This window comes from Streptomyces sp. CB00455 (assembly GCF_001905445.1).
GTDB lineage: Bacteria > Actinomycetota > Actinomycetes > Streptomycetales > Streptomycetaceae > Streptomyces.
Map to the genome: position 1 here is coordinate 891,408 of NZ_LIVQ01000002.1, position 17,728 is coordinate 909,135.

The 17,728-nt window shown below is 71.7% G+C and carries 17 protein-coding genes; 2 read left to right on the forward strand and 15 right to left on the reverse strand.

The genetic code is table 11. The annotated features are described in order from the left end of the window. Positions 1–15: 15 nt before the first annotated feature. The 5 genes from alr to AMK16_RS11480 all read right to left on the reverse strand — a co-directional run bounded on the left by alr (position 16) and on the right by AMK16_RS11480 (position 5,852). The gene (alr, locus tag AMK16_RS11460) at positions 16–1,152 is read right to left on the reverse strand and encodes an alanine racemase (RefSeq protein ID WP_073912832.1); all 1,137 of its coding nucleotides are present in this window, start codon (positions 1,150–1,152) and stop codon (positions 16–18) included. 108 nt (positions 1,153–1,260) lie between these two features. Continuing rightward, complete coding sequence (locus tag AMK16_RS11465) at positions 1,261–2,652, reverse strand: bifunctional ADP-dependent NAD(P)H-hydrate dehydratase/NAD(P)H-hydrate epimerase (protein ID WP_073912836.1); 1,392 nt, start codon at positions 2,650–2,652, stop codon at positions 1,261–1,263. Positions 2,653–2,668: 16 nt separating this feature from the next. Beyond that, a complete protein-coding gene (locus tag AMK16_RS11470) occupies positions 2,669–3,040 on the reverse strand; it encodes a holo-ACP synthase (RefSeq protein ID WP_073913683.1) in 372 nt (123 codons plus the stop codon). Positions 3,041–3,114: 74 nt separating this feature from the next. Then, positions 3,115–4,962 (reverse strand): glutamine--fructose-6-phosphate transaminase (isomerizing), encoded by a 1,848-nt coding sequence (gene glmS, locus AMK16_RS11475; RefSeq protein ID WP_073912839.1) that lies wholly within the window; start codon positions 4,960–4,962, stop codon positions 3,115–3,117. Positions 4,963–5,069: 107 nt separating this feature from the next. Beyond that, complete coding sequence (locus AMK16_RS11480) at positions 5,070–5,852, reverse strand: hypothetical protein (RefSeq protein WP_073912843.1); 783 nt, start codon at positions 5,850–5,852, stop codon at positions 5,070–5,072. Positions 5,853–6,146: 294 nt separating this feature from the next. On the opposite strand from AMK16_RS11480, the gene coaA reads away from it, so the two are divergent. Together coaA and AMK16_RS11490 are read left to right on the forward strand one after the other, a co-directional pair. Then, positions 6,147–7,196: a type I pantothenate kinase gene (coaA, locus tag AMK16_RS11485; RefSeq protein WP_073912846.1), complete on the forward strand. Its 1,050-nt coding sequence runs from the start codon at positions 6,147–6,149 to the stop codon at positions 7,194–7,196. A 21-nt stretch (positions 7,197–7,217) separates the two neighbouring features. Further along, positions 7,218–8,177, forward strand: coding sequence for a DUF389 domain-containing protein (locus AMK16_RS11490; protein WP_073912849.1), 960 nt, complete (start codon positions 7,218–7,220; stop codon positions 8,175–8,177). Positions 8,178–8,337: 160 nt separating this feature from the next. Here AMK16_RS11490 and glmM read toward each other — a convergent pair whose 3' ends face one another. The 10 genes from glmM to rpsM form a co-directional block, all read right to left on the reverse strand. Further along, entirely contained in the window at positions 8,338–9,696 is a 1,359-nt protein-coding gene (gene glmM / locus AMK16_RS11495) for a phosphoglucosamine mutase (protein ID WP_073912852.1), read from the reverse strand. 135 nt (positions 9,697–9,831) lie between these two features. Further along, positions 9,832–10,353 (reverse strand): 30S ribosomal protein S9, encoded by a 522-nt coding sequence (rpsI, locus tag AMK16_RS11500; RefSeq protein ID WP_073912855.1) that lies wholly within the window; start codon positions 10,351–10,353, stop codon positions 9,832–9,834. Between the two features lie 42 nt (positions 10,354–10,395). Then, positions 10,396–10,839 (reverse strand): 50S ribosomal protein L13, encoded by a 444-nt coding sequence (gene rplM / locus AMK16_RS11505; RefSeq protein ID WP_073912858.1) that lies wholly within the window; start codon positions 10,837–10,839, stop codon positions 10,396–10,398. Positions 10,840–11,074: 235 nt separating this feature from the next. Then, positions 11,075–12,346 carry a glycosyltransferase family 87 protein gene (locus AMK16_RS11510; protein ID WP_073913686.1) on the reverse strand — a complete coding sequence of 424 codons (1,272 nt, stop codon included), beginning with the start codon at positions 12,344–12,346 and terminating at the stop codon, positions 11,075–11,077. A gap of 68 nt (positions 12,347–12,414) precedes the next feature. After that, positions 12,415–14,034: an ABC-F family ATP-binding cassette domain-containing protein gene (locus AMK16_RS11515; protein WP_073912862.1), complete on the reverse strand. Its 1,620-nt coding sequence runs from the start codon at positions 14,032–14,034 to the stop codon at positions 12,415–12,417. Positions 14,035–14,088: 54 nt separating this feature from the next. Next, positions 14,089–14,940 (reverse strand): tRNA pseudouridine(38-40) synthase TruA, encoded by an 852-nt coding sequence (gene truA, locus AMK16_RS11520; protein WP_073912865.1) that lies wholly within the window; start codon positions 14,938–14,940, stop codon positions 14,089–14,091. A 91-nt stretch (positions 14,941–15,031) separates the two neighbouring features. After that, positions 15,032–15,505, reverse strand: coding sequence for a 50S ribosomal protein L17 (rplQ, locus tag AMK16_RS11525; RefSeq protein ID WP_073912868.1), 474 nt, complete (start codon positions 15,503–15,505; stop codon positions 15,032–15,034). A 98-nt stretch (positions 15,506–15,603) separates the two neighbouring features. Continuing rightward, positions 15,604–16,626 (reverse strand): DNA-directed RNA polymerase subunit alpha, encoded by a 1,023-nt coding sequence (locus AMK16_RS11530; protein WP_007265920.1) that lies wholly within the window; start codon positions 16,624–16,626, stop codon positions 15,604–15,606. 202 nt (positions 16,627–16,828) lie between these two features. Next, on the reverse strand, positions 16,829–17,233 hold the full coding sequence (gene rpsK, locus AMK16_RS11535) for a 30S ribosomal protein S11 (RefSeq protein WP_006376016.1): 405 nt from the start codon (positions 17,231–17,233) through the stop codon (positions 16,829–16,831). A 54-nt stretch (positions 17,234–17,287) separates the two neighbouring features. Further along, the gene (gene rpsM / locus AMK16_RS11540; RefSeq protein ID WP_007265919.1) at positions 17,288–17,668 is read right to left on the reverse strand and encodes a 30S ribosomal protein S13; all 381 of its coding nucleotides are present in this window, start codon (positions 17,666–17,668) and stop codon (positions 17,288–17,290) included. Positions 17,669–17,728: the final 60 nt, after the last annotated feature.

Consider the following 17,728-nt stretch of genomic DNA (forward strand, 5'->3'; position numbering starts at 1 on the left):
CGACCTCACTCCCTCTCAGGCGCCCAGGTACACCCGGGGCACGCGCCCTCCGATACGAGTGACGATCTCATACGCGATCGTGTGCGCCGCTTGAGCCCAGTCCTCGGCGGTGGGCTCGCCGCGTTCCGCGTCGCCGAAGATGACGGCTTCGTCACCGGCGGCCGCCCGGTCGCCTTCGAGGTCGACGACGAACTGGTCCATGGCGACCCGGCCGGCGACGCGGCGGATCCTGCCGCCCACGAGGACCGGCCCGCGACCGGAGGCGTGCCGCGGGATGCCGTCGGCGTAACCGGCGGGGATCAGTCCCAGGGTGGTCTCGCCCTCGGTGACGTAGTGGTGTCCGTAGCTGACGCCGTGCCCGGCCGGGACGGTCTTGACCAGGGCGAGGGACGCCCTCAGCGTCATGACGGGCCGCAGGCCGAGCTGGGCGGGCGTGCCGAGTTCGGGCGCGGGCGACACCCCGTAGACGGCCAGGCCGGTGCGCACCAGGTCGAAGTGGGACTCGGGAAGGGTGAGGGTGGCCGGGGAGTTGGCGATGTGCCGGACCTCTGGCTCCACGCCCTCCTTCTCGGCGTAGGCGAGCATGTCGCGGAAGGCGGTGAGCTGGAGCTGGATGGACGGGTGTCCGGGCTCGTCGGCGCAGGCGAAGTGCGACCAGACGCCGGTGACCCGGACGGTGCCCTCGGCCTGGGCCGCGACGGCGGCCCCGACCAGCTCGGCCCAGTCGGCGGGCTGGCAGCCGTTGCGGCCGAGGCCGGTGTCGGCCTTGAGCTGGATGCGCGCGGTGCGCCCGGCGGCGCGGGCGGCGGCCCGTACCTCCTCCAGGGCCCACATCCCGCTGACCGAGACGTCGACGTCGGCCTCGACGGCCTCCCGCCAGGGGCCGCCGGGGGTCCACAGCCAGCACAGGATCCGGCCCTCGATCCCGGCGGCGCGCAGCGCGAGCGCCTCTTCGGGCGTGGCGGTGCCGAGCCAGGTCGCGCCGGCCTGCTGGGCGGCCCGGGCACACTCCAGGGCGCCGTGCCCGTAGGCGTTCGACTTGACCACGGCCATCAGCGCGGAACGGGGTGCCCGCTCGCGCAGCGCGCGTACGTTCGCCCGTACGGCGTCGAGGTCGATCTCGGCGTACACGCGCGTCGGTGTCTCGTTCATCCCCCACAGTCTCTCAGAAACCCCCGCCCAGCCCTGCTGGGGCCACTGCCCGGCGCCCACGGCCGGGCGCCGGGCGGTCGTGCGCGCCCGGGGCCGCAGGGCCCCGGGTCAGGGGCGGTGGGCGTCGCGCCAGGCCGCCGGGAGGGCTTCGGCGATCTCCTGCGCGAGCACCGGCGCGCCGTCCGCCGCGCGGCGGCCCGCCAGGCCGTGCAGGTAGGCCCCGACCGACCCCGCGTCCGTCCCGGACAGTCCGCCCGCCAGCAGGGACCCGGCCAGCCCGGAGAGCACGTCACCGCTGCCGGCGGTGGCCAGCCACGGCGTGCCCGTCGGGTTGACCCGCACCGCCGCGCCGGAGGTCACCAGCGTCGTCGAGCCCTTCAGCAGGACCGTCGCCCCGTACCGCCCTGCCAGTTCCCGCGCGGCGGCCAGCCGTCCCGCCTCCACCTCGTCCCGCGGAACCCCCAGCAGCGCCGCCGCCTCGCCCGCGTGCGGGGTCAGCAGGGTCGGCGCCGTCCGGGCCTTCAGGAGCGCCCCGTCCAGCCCGCGCAGCCCGTCCGCGTCGACCAGCACCGGGACGTCCTGCTCCAGGAGGTCGGCGACCTCGCCGGCGCGCCCCTCCCCCAGCCCCGGCCCCACCACCCACGCCTGGACCCGGCCGCGCCCGATCAGCGTCTCGGGGAAGCGCGCCAGCACGGCGTCCGCCGCGGGTCCCGCGTACCGCACCGCGCCCGCGCCGCCCCGCAGGGCTCCCGCCACGCACAGCACCGCCGCACCCGGGTACTGCCGGGACCCGGCGACGATCCCGACCACGCCGCGCCGGTACTTGTCGCTCGCCGCCGTGGGCGCCGGCAGCAGCCGCGCCACGTCCGCGTGCTGCAGGGCCTCGGCGGCCGGGCCGGACGGCTGCAGCCCGATGTCCACCAGGTGCACCACGCCCGCCCGCGAGGCCCCGGGGTCGATCAGCAGGCCGGGCTTGTACGCCCCGAAGGTCACCGTCACCTCCGCCGTCACGGCCGGTCCCGCCACCTCGCCAGTGTCCGCGTCCACCCCGCTCGGCAGGTCCACCGCGACCACCCGCGCGCCCTCGGGGATCCGCTTCACCAGCGCGGCGGCGCCGGGGCGCAGCCCGCCGCGCCCGCCGATGCCGAGCAGCCCGTCCAGGACGAGGTCCGCCCGGTCCGGGACCGTCTGCTCGACCCGGCCCCCGGCGGCCAGCAGCGCCGCGAGCCCGGCCGGGTGCATCCGCCGGGGATCCATGGGCACGGCCGTCACCCGGGCCCCGCGCCGGGCCAGGCGGGCCCCCGCCCAGAGGGCGTCGCCGCCGTTGTCCCCGGTCCCGACGAGCAGGACGACCCGGGCCCCGTAGGTCCTCGGCAGCAGCCCGGCGCAGACGGCGGCCAGCCCGGCCGCCGCCCGCTGCATCAGGGCGCCCTCGGGCAGCTTGGCCATCAGCTCGCGCTCGGCGGCCCGTACGGTCTCCACGCTGAAAGCAGTACGCATGGAACCACCCTGCCCGCTATCCCTCGGCGATCACCACAGCGGAGGCGACGCCGGCGTCGTGGCTCAGCGAGAGGTGCCAGGACCTCACCCCGAGGGCCACGGCCCGCGCCTCGACCGTCCCGGACACCCGCAGCCGCGGCTGCCCGGTCGCCTCGACATACACCTCGGCATCGGTCCACAGCATCCCGCCGGGCGCGCCCAGCGCCTTGGCCAGCGCCTCTTTGGCCGCGAAGCGGGCGGCGAGCGAGGCGACACCGCGCCGCTCCCCGCTCGGCAGGGTCAGCTCCCCCTCGACGAAGAGGCGCTGCGCCAGGTTCGGCGTGCGCTCCAGCGCCGCGCCGAACCGCTCGATCTCCGCGACGTCGATCCCCACGCCGATAATCACCAGGCCCACCCCGCTGTTCCACCGTCGTCACTTGGCCCGTCGGCCGGCGGGGCGGTCCACCGCTCCGCCCGCTCCGCTCACTCCACGGTCACCGACTTGGCGAGGTTACGCGGCTGGTCCACCTCGTTGCCCCGCGCGGTCGCCAGTTCGCAGGCGAACACCTGCAGCGGCACCGTCGCCACGAGCGGCTGGAGCAGGGTCGGCGTGGCCGGGATCCGGATCAGGTGGTCGGCGTACGGCACGACCGCCTCGTCCCCCTCCTCGGCGATGACGATGGTCCGCGCCCCGCGCGCCCGGATCTCCTGGATGTTGGACACGATCTTGTCGTGGAGCACCGACCGGCCCCGGGGCGACGGGACGACGACCACCACCGGCAGGTCCTGCTCGATCAGCGCGATCGGCCCGTGCTTGAGCTCGCCCGCCGCGAAGCCCTCGGCGTGCATGTACGCCAGCTCCTTCAGCTTGAGCGCGCCCTCCAGCGCCACCGGGTAGCCCACGTGGCGGCCCAGGAAGAGCACGGTGTTCTTGTGGGCGAGGGAGCGCGCGAGCTCCCGTACGGGCTCCATCGTCTCCAGTACGGTGTCCACCGCCGCGGCGATGTCCGACAGCTCCCGGACCACCACCCCGATCTCGTCGCCCCACTTCGTGCCCCGTACCTGCCCGAGGTACAGCGCGACGAGGTAGCAGGCCACCAGCTGGGTCAAGAACGCCTTGGTCGAGGCGACGGCCACCTCGGGACCGGCGTGCGTGTACAGCACGGCGTCCGACTCGCGCGGGATGGTCGATCCGTTGGTGTTGCAGATGGCCAGCACCTTCGCGCCCTGCTCACGCGCGTGCCGCAGCGCCATCAGGGTGTCCATGGTCTCGCCGGACTGCGAGATGGCGACCACGAGCGTGCGCTGGTCCAGGATCGGGTCGCGGTAGCGGAACTCACTGGCCAGCTCCGTCTCGCAGGGGATGCGGGTCCAGTGCTCGATGGCCAGCTTCGCGATCATGCCCGCGTGGTAGGCCGTGCCGCAGGCCACGATGACGACCTTGTCGACCTCCCTGAGCACCGAGACGGGGATGCGCACCTCGTCCAGGGTCAGTGAGCCGCTCGCGTCGATCCTGCCCAGGAGGGTGTCCGCGACGGCCTTCGGCTGCTCGGCGATCTCCTTGAGCATGAAGTAGTCGTAGCCGCCCTTCTCGGCCGCCGAGGCGTCCCAGTCCACGTGGTAGGCCCGCACGTCCGCCGGCGCGCCGTCGAAGTCGGTGACCGTGACCCCGTCGCGCCGCAGCTCGACGACCTGGTCCTGTCCCAGCTCGATCGCGGCCCGGGTGTGGGCGATGAAGGCGGCGACGTCGGAGGCGAGGAAGTTCTCCCCCTCCCCCACGCCCACGACCAGGGGCGAGTTGCGGCGCGCGCCGACCACCACGTCCGGCTCGTCGGCGTGCACCGCGACCAGCGTGAAGGCGCCCTCCAGGCGCCGGCACACCTGGCGCATGGACGCCGCCAGGTCCCCGGTGGCCGAGAACTGCTCGGCCAACAGGTGCGCCACGACCTCGGTGTCCGTCTCGGACACCAGCCGGTGTCCGCGCCCGGAGAGCTCCTCGCGCAGCGCCGCGAAGTTTTCGATGATCCCGTTGTGGACGACCGCCACCCGGCCGGAGTTGTCCAGGTGGGGGTGGGCGTTGACGTCGGTGGGCCCGCCGTGGGTGGCCCACCGGGTGTGCCCGAGCCCCGTGGACCCGGCCGGCAGGGGGCTGGCGACCAGTTCCTTCTCCAGATTGACGAGCTTGCCCGCCTTCTTGGCGGCGGCCAGCCCTCCGTCGGAGAGCACCGCGACGCCCGCCGAGTCGTAGCCGCGGTACTCCAGCCGCTTGAGTCCGGCGATGACCACATCGAGCGCCGACTGCGCTCCCACGTAACCCACAATTCCGCACATAGGCCGCAGCGTACGCCGTGGCAGGCCCTCTGCCCGGTACCCGGACAAGACGAAACCCCGCTCCGGCGAACGTGCCGGAGCGGGGTCGGCGCCTGTCCCCTACCGGGTCAGCCGAGCTTCTTGGCCTGCGCGTCGACGATCGCCTTCGGCTGCTCGGCGTCGCCGGTCAGGTTCATGCTGGTGAAGGTCGCCAGGGTGTTGCCCTTGCGGACCGCGGCGAGCTGCCAGGTCGCCTTGTCGCCGTCCTTCAGGTCGATGACGACGGCGAAGGCCAGGGCCTCGTCGCCCGCCGCGGCAGGGGTGCCCGGGACGACCTTCTCGATCTTGGTGCTGTCACCCTCGGCGGCGACGGTGTAACCGCCGGCGCAGGCCGTGACCGCGCCCTTCAGGGCGGCGAGGGCCTCTTCGGCGCCCTTGCCGTCGTAGGAGTTGAGGGCGACCGAGGTGCGCGTGACGCTCAGCCCCTTCATGGCCGCGTCCAGCTTCTCCTCCATGGTGGCCCCCTCGGCGGCCGGCTGCGGCTTGGAGGTGGCCGCCACCCGCGCCGTGCCGGCGGGCGCGCCGACCGACTGGAAGGACTGGAACTGGACCAGCGGCTTGCACTCGGGCTTGTCCGTCTCGGCGGGCTTGCCCTTGGCGGCGGCGGCCGCCGCAGCGTCGTCCTCGACCTTGTGGTCGGGCAGGTCCGCCTGGGTGACCAGCAGCGGTGTCAGCTCGGCGGCCGTCTTGGCCTTGGCGGCCGGGGCCGGGGCCGAGGTCGCCGGGGCGGCGGCGGACGGCTTGGCGTCCGCCGTGGTGTCGGCCTTGTCGGAGCCGCAGGCGGTGGCCAGCAGGGTCAGGGACACCGCGGAGGCGGTCAGGACGGAACGGCGGACAAGAGCGGAACGCACGAAGGATCTCCCCCAGTAAGCACACGGAAGTCAGCGCAGCCCGAAAGAACGGTCGGGAGCTGCGGTGATCGACAATGTACGCGGCCGTTCGATCACCTGATCCACTTTTATGCGCGGCCGCGACCGATCGTGACCGTGGCGATACCCGCGCTTCCCCCATCCGAGACCGGCCCCCTGCACATCCGCCGCCCCGAGGCCCCACGCCGGTTGCGGGGCCCCGCGTCCCGGCGGGGCGCTTGCTTACGTGACCGACCACACCACCCACAACCGGCTCCGAGCCCCGACAATGGCGGTGTGATCACTTCGCCGCCACGAAGCACCACGCCGGACAGCGCGACGGAGCGCTCCGGTCCGGACGGTCCGACCGCCCGCCCCGGCCACCGCCGGGCCCCGGACGCGTCCCCGTACGTCGACCTCACCCGCGCCGAGTGGAGCGCCCTGCGCGAGCGGACCCCGCTGCCCCTCACCGCCGACGAGGTGGAGCGGCTGCGCGGCCTGGGGGACGTCATTGACCTCGACGAGGTCCGCGACGTCTACCTGCCGCTCTCCCGCCTCCTGAACCTGTACGTGGGCGCCACCAGCAACCTCCGGGGCACCCTCAACACCTTCCTCGGCGACGCGGGCAACGGCCACGGCGCCCAGCAGGGCACCCCCTTCGTCATAGGGGTCGCCGGCTCGGTCGCCGTCGGCAAGTCCACCGTGGCCCGCCTGCTCCAGGCCCTGCTCGCCCGCTGGCCCGAGCACCCCCGGGTGGAGCTCGTCACCACCGACGGCTTCCTCTACCCGATGAAGGAGCTCCAGCGGCGCGGGCTGACCTCGCGCAAGGGCTTCCCGGAGTCCTACGACCGCCGCGCGCTCACCCGCTTCGTCGCCGACATCAAGGCCGGCAAGGACGAGGTCCGCGCCCCGGTCTACTCGCACCTGATCTACGACATCGTGCCCGGCGAGGAGCTCGTCGTACGCCGCCCGGACATCCTCATCGTCGAGGGCCTGAACGTCCTGCAGCCGGCCCTCCCCGGCAAGGACGGCCGCACCCGCGTCGGCCTCGCCGACTACTTCGACTTCAGCGTGTACGTGGACGCCCGGCCCGAGGACATCGAGGGCTGGTACCTCAACCGCTTCCGGAAGCTGCGCGCGACCGCCTTCCAGAACCCCTTTTCCTACTTCCGCAAGTACACCCAGGTCTCCGAGGAGGAGGCGATGGAGTACGCGCAGACCATGTGGCGGACCGTCAACAAGCCCAACCTGCTGGAGAACGTGGCCCCCACCCGCGGCCGGGCCACCCTGGTCGTGCGCAAGGGCCCCGACCACAAGGTGCAGAAGCTGAGCCTGCGCAAGCTCTGAGCGCCGCACTAGGGTGCGGGCATGCTGCATCTGCGGATGATCACTCCACCGGACCGGACGGACGCGGTGGTCGCGGCCATCGAGAAGACGGTCGGCACCACCCACCTGGCGGTGGTGCCCGGCGCGGCCCGCCGGCCCCCGGGCGACCTGGTCCTGTGCGACGTGGCGCGCGAGGCCGCCGACGAGCTGCTGCACGACCTGCAGGCGCTGGGACTCGAAGAGGACGGTTCGATCGCGGTCGAGGACATCGACCTCTCCCTGTCGAAGCGCGCCGACGAGGCGGAGGAGGAGGCGCCCGGCGAGGGCGCCGACGCCGTCCTGTGGCAGCAGCTGACCGGGGCGACGCACGAGGAGTCCACCCTCAGCTTCACCTACTGCGCGTTCATGGTCATCGCCACGATGATCGCGGCCTGCGGCGTGGTCCTCGACAACGCGATCCTGATCGTGGGCGCCATGGCCGTCGGCCCGGAGTTCGGCCCGCTGGCGGGCGTGTGCGCCGGCCTGGTGCAGCGCCGTCCGAGGCTGGCCGCACGCTCCCTGACCGCCCTGGTGGCCGGCTTCGCCGTCGCCATCGGCGCCACCACCCTCTTCAGCCTGGGGATGGACGCGATAGGGCAGTTCGAGGTGGGCATGCTGGAGAACCCGCGCCCGAACACCAGCTTCATCTGGCAGCCGGACCCCTTCTCCTTCGTCGTGGCGCTGCTCGCCGGCGCGGCCGGGGTGCTCTCGCTGACCTCGTCGAAGTCCGGGGCGCTGGTCGGAGTGGCGATCTCGGTGACCACCATCCCGGCGGGCGCCAACGCGGCCGTCGCCCTGAGCTACGGCGACTTCGGCCAGATGTGGGGCTCGGCGGAGCAGCTGATGCTGAACCTGGCCGGGATCGTCCTGGCGGGTGTGCTGACGCTGCTGTGCCAGAAGTTGCTGTGGCGCACCCGGCGCCGTCGCCGGAGCGGTCTGCCGAACGCCCGACCGGACCTGTGACGCGCTACGGCCCCGCCACCCGGATCGCGGGGGCGGGGCCGTAGACGCAGGCGCGGGGTGCGGGCGTGAAGCCCGCGGGCCCGTGGTGCGGGGGCGGCCGGCCGGGCGCCGGCCTGAGGGCGACCGCGAGCGGCCGAGCCCCGACGTGACGGTTCCGCGACTAGCCGAGCGCCGACTTGACGACGTCCGCGAGCCGGCCCGCGACCGCACGGGCCTGCTCGATGTCGGCGGCCTCCACCATCACCCGTACGAGCGGCTCCGTACCGGACGGACGCAGCAGCACCCGCCCGGTGGTGCCCAGTTCGCGTTCGGCCTCGGCCACCGCCGCGGCCAGTTCGCCGGAGGTGGTGACCCGGGACCTGTCCACGTCGGGCACGTTGACCAGCACCTGCGGCAGCCGCTGCATCACACCGGCCAGTTCCGCCAGGGGCTTGCCGGTGGCCGCGACCCGCGCCGCCAGCAGCAGCCCGGTCAGGGTGCCGTCCCCTGTGGTCGCGTGGTCGAGGATGATCACGTGGCCGGACTGCTCGCCGCCCAGCGCGTAGCCGTGCTCTTTCATCGACTCCAGGACGTACCGATCGCCGACGCCGGTCTGCACGACCTGGATGCCCTCGCCCTCCATGGCCAGCTTGAAGCCCAGGTTGGACATCACGGTGCCGACCACGGTGTTCTCCCGCAGTTGCCCGGCCTCGCGCATGGCCAGGGCCAGCACCGCGAGGATCTGGTCGCCATCGACCTCGGCGCCGGTGCCGTCCACCGCCAGGCAGCGGTCCGCGTCGCCGTCGTGCGCGATGCCGAGGTCGGCGCCGTGCTCGACCACGGCGGCCTTGAGCAGGCCGAGGTGGGTGGAGCCGCACCCGTCGTTGATGTTCAGCCCGTCGGGCTCGGCGCCGATGGTGATGATCTCCGCGCCGGCCCGGGCGAAGGCCTCGGGCGAGACGAAGGCGGCCGCGCCGTGCGCCTCGTCCAGGACGATCTTCAGGCCGTCGAGGCGGTTGGGGAGGACCGCGATCAGGTGGGCGACGTACTTGTCGAAGCCCTCGGAGTAGTCGGAGACCCGGCCGACACCCGATCCGGTGGGCCGGTCCCAGGGCGCGCCGGTGCGGTGCTCCTCGTAGACGGACTCGATCCGGTCCTCCAGCTCGTCGGCGAGCTTGTGGCCGCCGCGCGCGAAGAACTTGATGCCGTTGTCCGGCATGGCGTTGTGGCTGGCGGAGAGCATCACGCCGAGGTCGGCACCCAGCGCACCGGTGAGATACGCCACCGCCGGGGTGGGCAGCACACCGACGCGCAGGACGTCCACGCCGGCGCTGGCGAGGCCCGCCACGACCGCGGCCTCCAGGAATTCACCCGAGGCCCGGGGGTCCCTGCCGACCACGGCGGTGGCCCGGTGGCCCGCGAAGGTGCCCGCCTCCGCCAGTACGTGGGCAGCCGCCACGGAGAGGCCGAGCGCGAGCTCCGCCGTCAGATCCGCGTTGGCAACGCCGCGTACACCGTCCGTCCCGAAGAGTCGTCCCACTGTTGTCCTCCCGAGTTTGCGCATCGTTTGTGACCGCTTGTGACAGGTATTTGCCGCTTGTGGCGGTAAACGAACCGCCCCGGCAGCACAGAGAGTGCTGCCGGGGCGGTTTCGTTGCAGAACAGCAGGCGCAGATTAACGCTTGCTGTACTGCGGAGCCTTACGGGCCTTCTTGAGACCGGCCTTCTTGCGCTCGACCGCACGGTCGTCGCGGGAGAGGAAGCCGGCCTTCTTCAGCGCCGGGCGGTTGTTGTCGACGTCCGCCTCATTCAGCGCGCGGGCCACACCGAGGCGCAGGGCGCCGGCCTGGCCGGAGACGCCGCCACCCGAGATGCGGGCGATGATGTCGTAGCGGTTGTCGAGCTCGAGCAGCTTGAACGGCTCGTTGACTTCCTGCTGGTGCACCTTGTTGGGGAAGTAGTCCTCAAGGGTGCGACCGTTGATCTTCCACTTGCCGGTGCCCGGAACGATCCGGACGCGGGCGATGGCGTTCTTGCGGCGGCCCAGGCCGGCGGCCGGCTGGGGGTCGCCGAAGCGACCGGCAAGGGACTCGGAGGTGTAGTCGCCCTCGACTACGGCCTCGGACTCGCTGGTGTACTCCTCGACGTTGCCCTCGAACTCTTCGACGGGGGTCGTCTCGGCGGTGGTCTCGGCCACGATGCTCCTCAGAATTTTCTACGTCTTAGGGGGTGGCCGGAACTACTGCGCGACCTGGGTGATCTCGAACGGCACCGGCTGCTGGGCAGCGTGGGGGTGCTGGTCGCCCGAGTAGACCTTCAGCTTCGACAGCATCTGACGGCCCAGGGTGTTCTTGGGGAGCATGCCCTTGATGGCCTTCTCGACGGCCTTCTCCGGGTTGTTGGCCAGGAGGTCGTCGTAGCGCACCGAGCGGAGACCACCCGGGTAGCCGGAGTGGCGGTAGGCCATCTTCTGGGTCGCCTTGTTGCCGGACAGGTGAACCTTGTCGGCGTTGACGATGATGACGAAGTCGCCCATGTCCATGTGGGGGGCGTAAGTCGGCTTGTGCTTGCCCCGCAGGAGGGCAGCGGCCTGGGTCGCCAGACGGCCGAGGACAACGTCCTGGGCGTCGATGACGAGCCACTGGCGCGAGATGTCGCCGGGCTTGGGGCTGAACGTACGCACGCGTATGCCTTCGCTTCTTCAGTGGTGGGTCATCCCATAGGGCACAAGCCCCGCGGGAATGGTCCTGACAGGGTCACCACGGACGATCACGACAGCCCTCGTTCACATCGGGGACGCAACCCGTGTGAACCGCTGGTCATCGGTCCGGTGGACCGGCGTAAGGCCCTTTCACGTGAGAATGAGAAAGCCAATACGCATAACAAACCAGCAGAGTACCCAAGCAGACCCGTACGGGTCAAAACGCGGTCCGCGATGCCGATTCTGCTGGCGTCGCGGCGCACTCCGGTTCGGTCCTGGGTGGGGACCCCGCAGTTGTTACGGGTCCCAGAGTAACCCGACCGGAGCCCAGCGCACGACGCGCCAGCAGTGCCGCGAGCGCGCACAGCGTGAAACAGTCCTTGAACGCCCGCCGCTTGTGCTCCAGCTCCGACGGCCACGGGATCCCGGCCACCTGGGGCCCCAGCGCCACCCAGAACCAGGGCGAACGGGGCATCGAGCCCGGCCGCACCGCGGACGCCAGCAGCAGCGGCAGCACCACCAGCAGGTAGTGGTCGAAGGACGGCCGCGAGACCAGGAATGCGGCGAGCATCACCATGCAGGCCGTCTCCACCAGCCGCAGCTCGCCCCCGTCCCCGTCCGCGTCGGGCCGCCGCCACCGCGTCCAGGCCCCCCACAGACCGGTGCCTGCCCCCGCGAAGGCGACCAGCACCGCGAGCGGCTCGGGCACCCCCAGCCGCGGCAGCACCGCGATGGGCGAGGCATCCCAGGGCAGGGCGTAGGCGTCCTGCCCCTTGAGCAGGAAGGGCAGCGTCTTGGTGAAGAACAGCGACGGGCTCGGCATCATCAGCGCCCCGGCCAGCGAGATGCCCAGCGGCACCAGCACGGCCACGGCCAGCCCCCGCCACTGCCGGGCGAGCAGGAAGAGCAGCCCGATCGGCACCAGCATCGGCTTGCAGGCGATCGCCAGTCCGATCACCAGACCGGCCGCCCCCCAGTGCCGCCGGTGCGCGAGCAGCAGCGCCACCGGCAGGGCGGCCGCCGAGATGGCCGTCCAGTTGCCGATCAGCACGAGGTTCACATACGGCTTGTAGGCCAGCGCCAGGGCGGCGAACCCGCCGACCGCCAGGCGCGAGCGCAGCGGCACGCGCAGCAGCCGCAGGGCGGCCAGCCAGCCGGCGCCCAGCAGCGCCGACATCCCCACCGGCAGCACCCAGCGCAGCACGGTCTGCGGCAGCAGCGCCTCCGGGACCGCCATCAGCACGGCGCTCGGCAGGTACAGGAAGCGCTTGTCCTCGTACGGCGAACCGCCCGCGAGCAGGGTCTGCGCCGCCTTGACCACGAAGGCGTTGTCCGAGCCCCAGTTCGCCCGCAGGCTCGTGGAGACCGCGATCCCCAGCAGCACCGCGAGGCAAACGGTCTGGAGGAGGCGGGACGACGGCCTCAGCAGCCAGCCGATCAGGCGCTCCCCGGAGGCCGGGCCCCCGGACACCGGGTTGTCCCACTTCATGAGCCAGATGCCAGGCCGCAGGCCCACAACGCGTCTCCCTCACTCCGACCGAGGGGGCGGTCTCCCCCCTAGCGCTTGCGTTCGACTCTACGTTCGTCCCATACGGGTTCCCGAGTCTCCCGCACAACACCGTCCGAACCGAAGACCAGATAGCGGTCAAAAGTGCGCGCGAACCAGCGGTCGTGCGTGACGCACAGCACAGTCCCCTCGTACGCCTCCAGCCCGTCCTGGAGCGCCTCCGCCGACTCCAGGTCCAGGTTGTCCGTCGGCTCGTCCAGCAGCAGCGCAGTGGTGCCGGCGAGCTCCAGCAGCAGGATCTGGAAGCGCGCCTGCTGGCCGCCGGAAAGCTTCTCGAAGGGCTGGTCGCCCTGGCGCTCCAGCTCGTAACGGCGCAGGGCGCCCATCGCGGCGCCGAGCGGCTTCGCCGCCTCCGTCCACAGGATGTCGACGAGGGTGCGCCCGAAGAGCTCCGGGTGCGCGTGGGTCTGCGCGAAATGGCCGGGAACCACCCGTGCGCCCAGCTTCCAGGTGCCGGTGTGCTTGACGTCCTCACCGGCGAGCAGCCGCAGGAAGTGCGACTTGCCGGAGCCGTTGGAGCCGAGGACCGCGACCCGCTCCCCGTAGAAGACCTCCAGCGAGAACGGCTTCATCAGGCCGGTCAGCTCCAGGTTCTCCACCGTGAGCGCGCGCACCCCCGTACGCCCGCCCTTGAGCCTCATCCGGATGTCCTGCTCGCGCGGCGGCTCCGGCGGCGGGCCGGCCTCCTCGAACTTCTGGAAGCGGGTCTGCATCGCCCGGTAGCGCGAGGCCATGTCGGGGCTGGAGGCGGCCTGGTTGCGCAGCCGCAGCACCAGGGCCTTCAGCCGGGCGTGCTCCTCGTCCCAGCGGCGCTTGAGCTCCTCGAAGCGCGCGAAGCGCTCCTTGCGGGCCTCGTGGTACGTCCCGAAGCCGGCTCCGTGCACCCACACGTCGCTGCCCGTCGGGCTCGCCTCCAGGCTGACGATCTTCTCCGCGGCCTGGGTGAGCAGCTCCCGGTCGTGCGAGACGAACAGCACCGTCTTGCGGGTGGCCTTCAGCTGCTCCTCCAGCCACCGCTTGCCGGGGACGTCGAGGTAGTTGTCCGGCTCGTCGAGGAGGAGCACCTCCTCGGGCCCGCGCAGCAGCGCCTCCAGTACGAGCCGCTTCTGCTCACCGCCCGAGAGCGTGCGCACCTCGCGGTACTGGGCGCTGTCGTACGGGATGGCGAGGGCGGCCATGGTGCAGACGTCCCACAGGGTCTCCGCCTCGTAGCCCTGAACGTCGGCCCAGTCGCTGAGTGCCTGCGCGTACGCCATCTGGGCGGCCTCGTCGTCCACCGTGAGGATCAGGTGCTCGGCGCGGTCCACGGCCGCCGCGGCGGCGCGGATCCGAGGCTGCGACACCGACACCAGCAGGTCCCGCACGGTCGTCTCGTCCCGGACGGAACCCACGAACTGCGACATCACCCCGAGTCCGCCGCTGATGGCGACCCCGCCGCCGTGGGGCTGGAGCTCTCCGGAGATCAGCTTGAGCAGGGTCGTCTTGCCGGCGCCGTTCGCCCCTACCAGGGCCACCACCGAGCCCTCCCCCACGCGGAAGGAGACGTCGGGGAGCAGGACCCGCCCGTCGGGAAGGTAGTACTCCAGGTGGTTGGCTTCGAGATGTCCCATGCCGGGCATTGTCCCGGTCGGGCCGCGATCCGCCCAAACGGTTTCGGCGCCCCCTCAGCAGCAGCCGGCGCCCGGCAGGGTCCGCAGGTTGCGCGCCTCCTTGCTGCGGGCGGCCAGCAGCTCGTCGGCGGGGTAGCCGACCTCCTCCAGGGTCAGCCCGTGCGGCTTGACCACGTGCACCGAGGAGTCCCGCACGGCGGCGGCCAGCACCCTGCCGGGCCAGTCGACCGGCCGGTGGCCGTCGCCGACGTGCAGCAGGGCGCCCACCAGCGAGCGGACCATGTTGTGGCAGAAGGCGTCGGCCCGGACCGTCGCGGTGACGATCCCGTCCTCGGCGCGCTCCCAGCTGAGCTGCTGGAGCGTACGGATGGTCGTGGCGCCCTCGCGCTTCTTGCAGTACGCGGCGAAGTCGTGCTCGCCGAGCAGCGGGGCGGCGGCCTCGTTCATCGCGTCCACGTCGAGCGGCCACTGGTGCCACAGCACGTGGCCGCGGCGCAGCGGGTCGACACCCGCCCGGTGGTCGCCGACGCGGTAGGCGTAGCGCCGCCAGATGGCGGAGAAGCGCGCGTTGAAGCCCTCGGGGGCCTCGGCTGCCTTCCAGACGCGTACGTCCTGCGGCAGCCGTCCGGCGAGGCGGCGCAGCAGCTTGTCGTGGTGCTCGGCCCACACCTCTTCGCGTACGTCGAACTGCGCGACCTGCCCGCGCGCGTGCACGCCCGCGTCGGTACGGCCGGCCACGGTCAGCTCGACCGGGTCCGGGAGCCGCATCACGGTCTGCAGCGCGGACTCCAGTTCGCCCTGCACGGTCCGCAGCACGCGCTGCTTGGCCCAGCCGGAGAAGTCCTTGCCGTCGTAGCTCAGGTCCAGCCTGACCCGGACGTGTCCGGGCTCCACCTCGTCACTCACGTGACAGATCCTCTCAGAACGCAGAACGGGCCCGCCCCGGAAAGGGGGCGGGCCCGTTCAGAGCCGTTCAAGCAGACGAGATCCCGGAGGATCAGGCCTCCTTGGTCTCCTCGGCGGGCGTCTCGGTGGCGTCGGACTTGGCCTCCGCCTCCTTGACCGCGCGCTTGGTGGCGGCCTCGGCCTCACCGGTGGCCTGCTGGGCGACCGTAAGGGCCTCGACCAGCTCGATCACGGCCATCGGGGCGTTGTCGCCACGACGGTTGCCGATCTTGGTGATGCGCGTGTAACCACCGGGGCGGTTCTCGTAGCGCGGGGCGATCTCGGTGAACAGCGTGTGCACGATGCTCTTGTCCGTGATCGTCTGCAGCACCAGGCGACGGTTGTGGATGTCGCCCTTCTTGGCCTTGGTGACCAGACGCTCGGCGTAGGGACGCAGGCGACGGGCCTTGGCCTCGGTGGTGGTGATGCGGCCGTGCTCGAAGAGCGACTTCGCGAGGTTCGCGAGGAGGTGCTTCTCGTGCGCGGCGCTGCCGCCCAGACGGGCACCCTTTGCGGGACGCGGCATGGTGTTACTCCTTCATATCTGCACCGGCCGTGTCAGGTACCGGTGTCAGTTCCCCCGGGGCGGACGCCCCGGGAAAGTCCTGCTGTGCGAGCCGGGGCTCAGTACTGCTCGGTCTCGACGAAACCGGCGTCCGCGTCGTCGTCGGCGCCGAAGGCGTCGGCGGCGGCGGTCGGGTCGAATCCGGGCGGGCTGTCCTTGAGGGCCAGGCCCATGCCGGCCAGCTTCGCCTTGACCTCGTCGATCGACTTCGCGCCGAAGTTGCGGATGTCGAGCAGGTCGGCCTCGGAGCGGGCGACGAGCTCACCCACGGAGTGGATGCCCTCGCGCTTGAGGCAGTTGTACGAGCGGACCGTGAGCTCCAGCTCCTCGATCGGCAGCGCCAGGTCGGCGGCCAGGGCGGCGTCCGTGGGGGACGGGCCCATGTCGATGCCCTCGGCGTCGATGTTGAGCTCGCGCGCCAGACCGAACAGCTCGACCAGGGTCTTGCCGGCGGACGCCATGGCGTCGCGCGGGCGCATGGCCTGCTTGGTCTCGACGTCGACGATGAGCTTGTCGAAGTCGGTGCGCTGCTCGACTCGGGTCGCCTCGACCTTGTAGGTGACCTTGAGGACCGGGCTGTAGATGGAGTCGACCGGGATGCGGCCGATCTCCTGGCCCAGCTGCTTGTTCTGGACGGCGGAGACGTAGCCGCGACCGCGCTCGACGGTCAGCTCCATCTCCAGCTTGCCCTTGCCGTTGAGCGTGGCGAGGACCAGGTCCGGGTTGTGCACCTCGACACCGGCCGGGGGCGCGATGTCGGCAGCGGTGACCAGGCCGGGACCCTGCTTGCGCAGGTACATCACGACCGGCTCGTCGTGCTCCGAGGAGACGACCAGCTGCTTGATGTTGAGGATGATGTCGGTGACGTCTTCCTTGACACCCGGCACGGTGGTGAACTCGTGCAGGACGCCGTCCACGCGGATGCTGGTGACAGCGGCACCCGGGATCGAGGACAGGAGCGTGCGGCGCAGGGAGTTGCCGAGGGTGTAGCCGAAGCCCGGCTCCAGCGGCTCGATCACGAACCGCGAGCGGTACTCGTCGACGACCTCTTCGGTCAGCGAAGGACGCTGAGCGATAAGCATGTCTGTGTTCCTTCATTCGTGGACGCCCACTATTTGACGCCCGACGGGTGCAGCACGGGGCTGCGGACTACAAGGGTACGGGCGGTACGTCCCCCGAAGGGTTCGTACCGCCCGGACACTCAAGAACGCACAGGTGCGTCCGCTGCGCATACGCGGCGGCGCGGATCACCCCCGCGACGGCGGGGAGGGGCGCCGCCACGGATCAGACGCGGCGGCGCTTCGGCGGGCGGCAGCCGTTGTGCGGGGTGGGGGTGACGTCCTGGATCGAGCCGACCTCGAGGCCGGTGGCCTGGAGGGAGCGGATCGCGGTCTCGCGGCCGGAGCCCGGACCCTTGACGAAGACGTCGACCTTGCGCATGCCGTGCTCCTGCGCGCGGCGGGCGGCCGACTCGGCGGCCATCTGCGCGGCGAAGGGGGTGGACTTGCGCGAGCCCTTGAAGCCGACGTGGCCGGCGGAGGCCCAGGAGATCACGTTGCCCGCGGGGTCCGTGATCGAAACGATGGTGTTGTTGAACGTGCTCTTGATGTGGGCGTGCCCGTGAGCGACGTTCTTCTTTTCCTTGCGGCGCACCTTCTTGGCAGCGCCCTGACGACCCTTGGGGGGCATCTAAATCTCCTACGGGAGGTGGTCGGTCCTACAGCGCAAGACCGCTGAACAGGACTACTTCTTGCCCGGCTTCTTCTTACCGGCGATCGCGCGACGCGGGCCCTTGCGGGTACGCGCGTTCGTGCTGGTGCGCTGACCGTGCACCGGCAGGCCACGACGGTGGCGGATGCCCTGGTAGCACTGGATCTCGATCTTGCGGCGGATGTCGCCCTGGATCTCGCGGCGGAGGTCACCCTCGGTACGGAGGTTGGCGTCCACGTACTCGCGGATCTTGACGAGGTCCTCTTCGGCCAGGTCACGAACGCGGGTGTTCGGGTTCACGCCGGTGGAGGCGAGGATCTCCTTGGACCGGGTGCGCCCGATACCGAAGACGTAGGTGAGTGCGATCTCCACGCGCTTTTCGCGCGGGATGTCAACACCGGAAACGCGTGCCACAAATGGCTCCTGTGTGTTCGGGGGTCTTCCGCAGAACCGCTCCCGACCGCCGACCACCCT

Bases quoted from the DNA above. Each gene is read 5' to 3' on its own strand.
- rpsK (WP_006376016.1), bottom strand. From the start codon at position 17,233: ATGCCCCCCAAGGGTCGTCAGGGCGCTGCCAAGAAGGTGCGCCGCAAG.
- glmS (WP_073912839.1), bottom strand. From the start codon at position 4,962: ATGTGCGGAATTGTGGGTTACGTGGGAGCGCAGTCGGCGCTCGATGTG.
- AMK16_RS11515 (WP_073912862.1), bottom strand. From the start codon at position 14,034: ATGGGACATCTCGAAGCCAACCACCTGGAGTACTACCTTCCCGACGGG.
- AMK16_RS11490 (WP_073912849.1), top strand. From the start codon at position 7,218: ATGCTGCATCTGCGGATGATCACTCCACCGGACCGGACGGACGCGGTG.
- AMK16_RS11510 (WP_073913686.1), bottom strand. From the start codon at position 12,346: ATGAAGTGGGACAACCCGGTGTCCGGGGGCCCGGCCTCCGGGGAGCGC.
- AMK16_RS11530 (WP_007265920.1), bottom strand. From the start codon at position 16,626: ATGCTTATCGCTCAGCGTCCTTCGCTGACCGAAGAGGTCGTCGACGAG.
- AMK16_RS11465 (WP_073912836.1), bottom strand. From the start codon at position 2,652: ATGCGTACTGCTTTCAGCGTGGAGACCGTACGGGCCGCCGAGCGCGAG.
- alr (WP_073912832.1), bottom strand. From the start codon at position 1,152: ATGAACGAGACACCGACGCGCGTGTACGCCGAGATCGACCTCGACGCC.
- rplQ (WP_073912868.1), bottom strand. From the start codon at position 15,505: ATGCCGCGTCCCGCAAAGGGTGCCCGTCTGGGCGGCAGCGCCGCGCAC.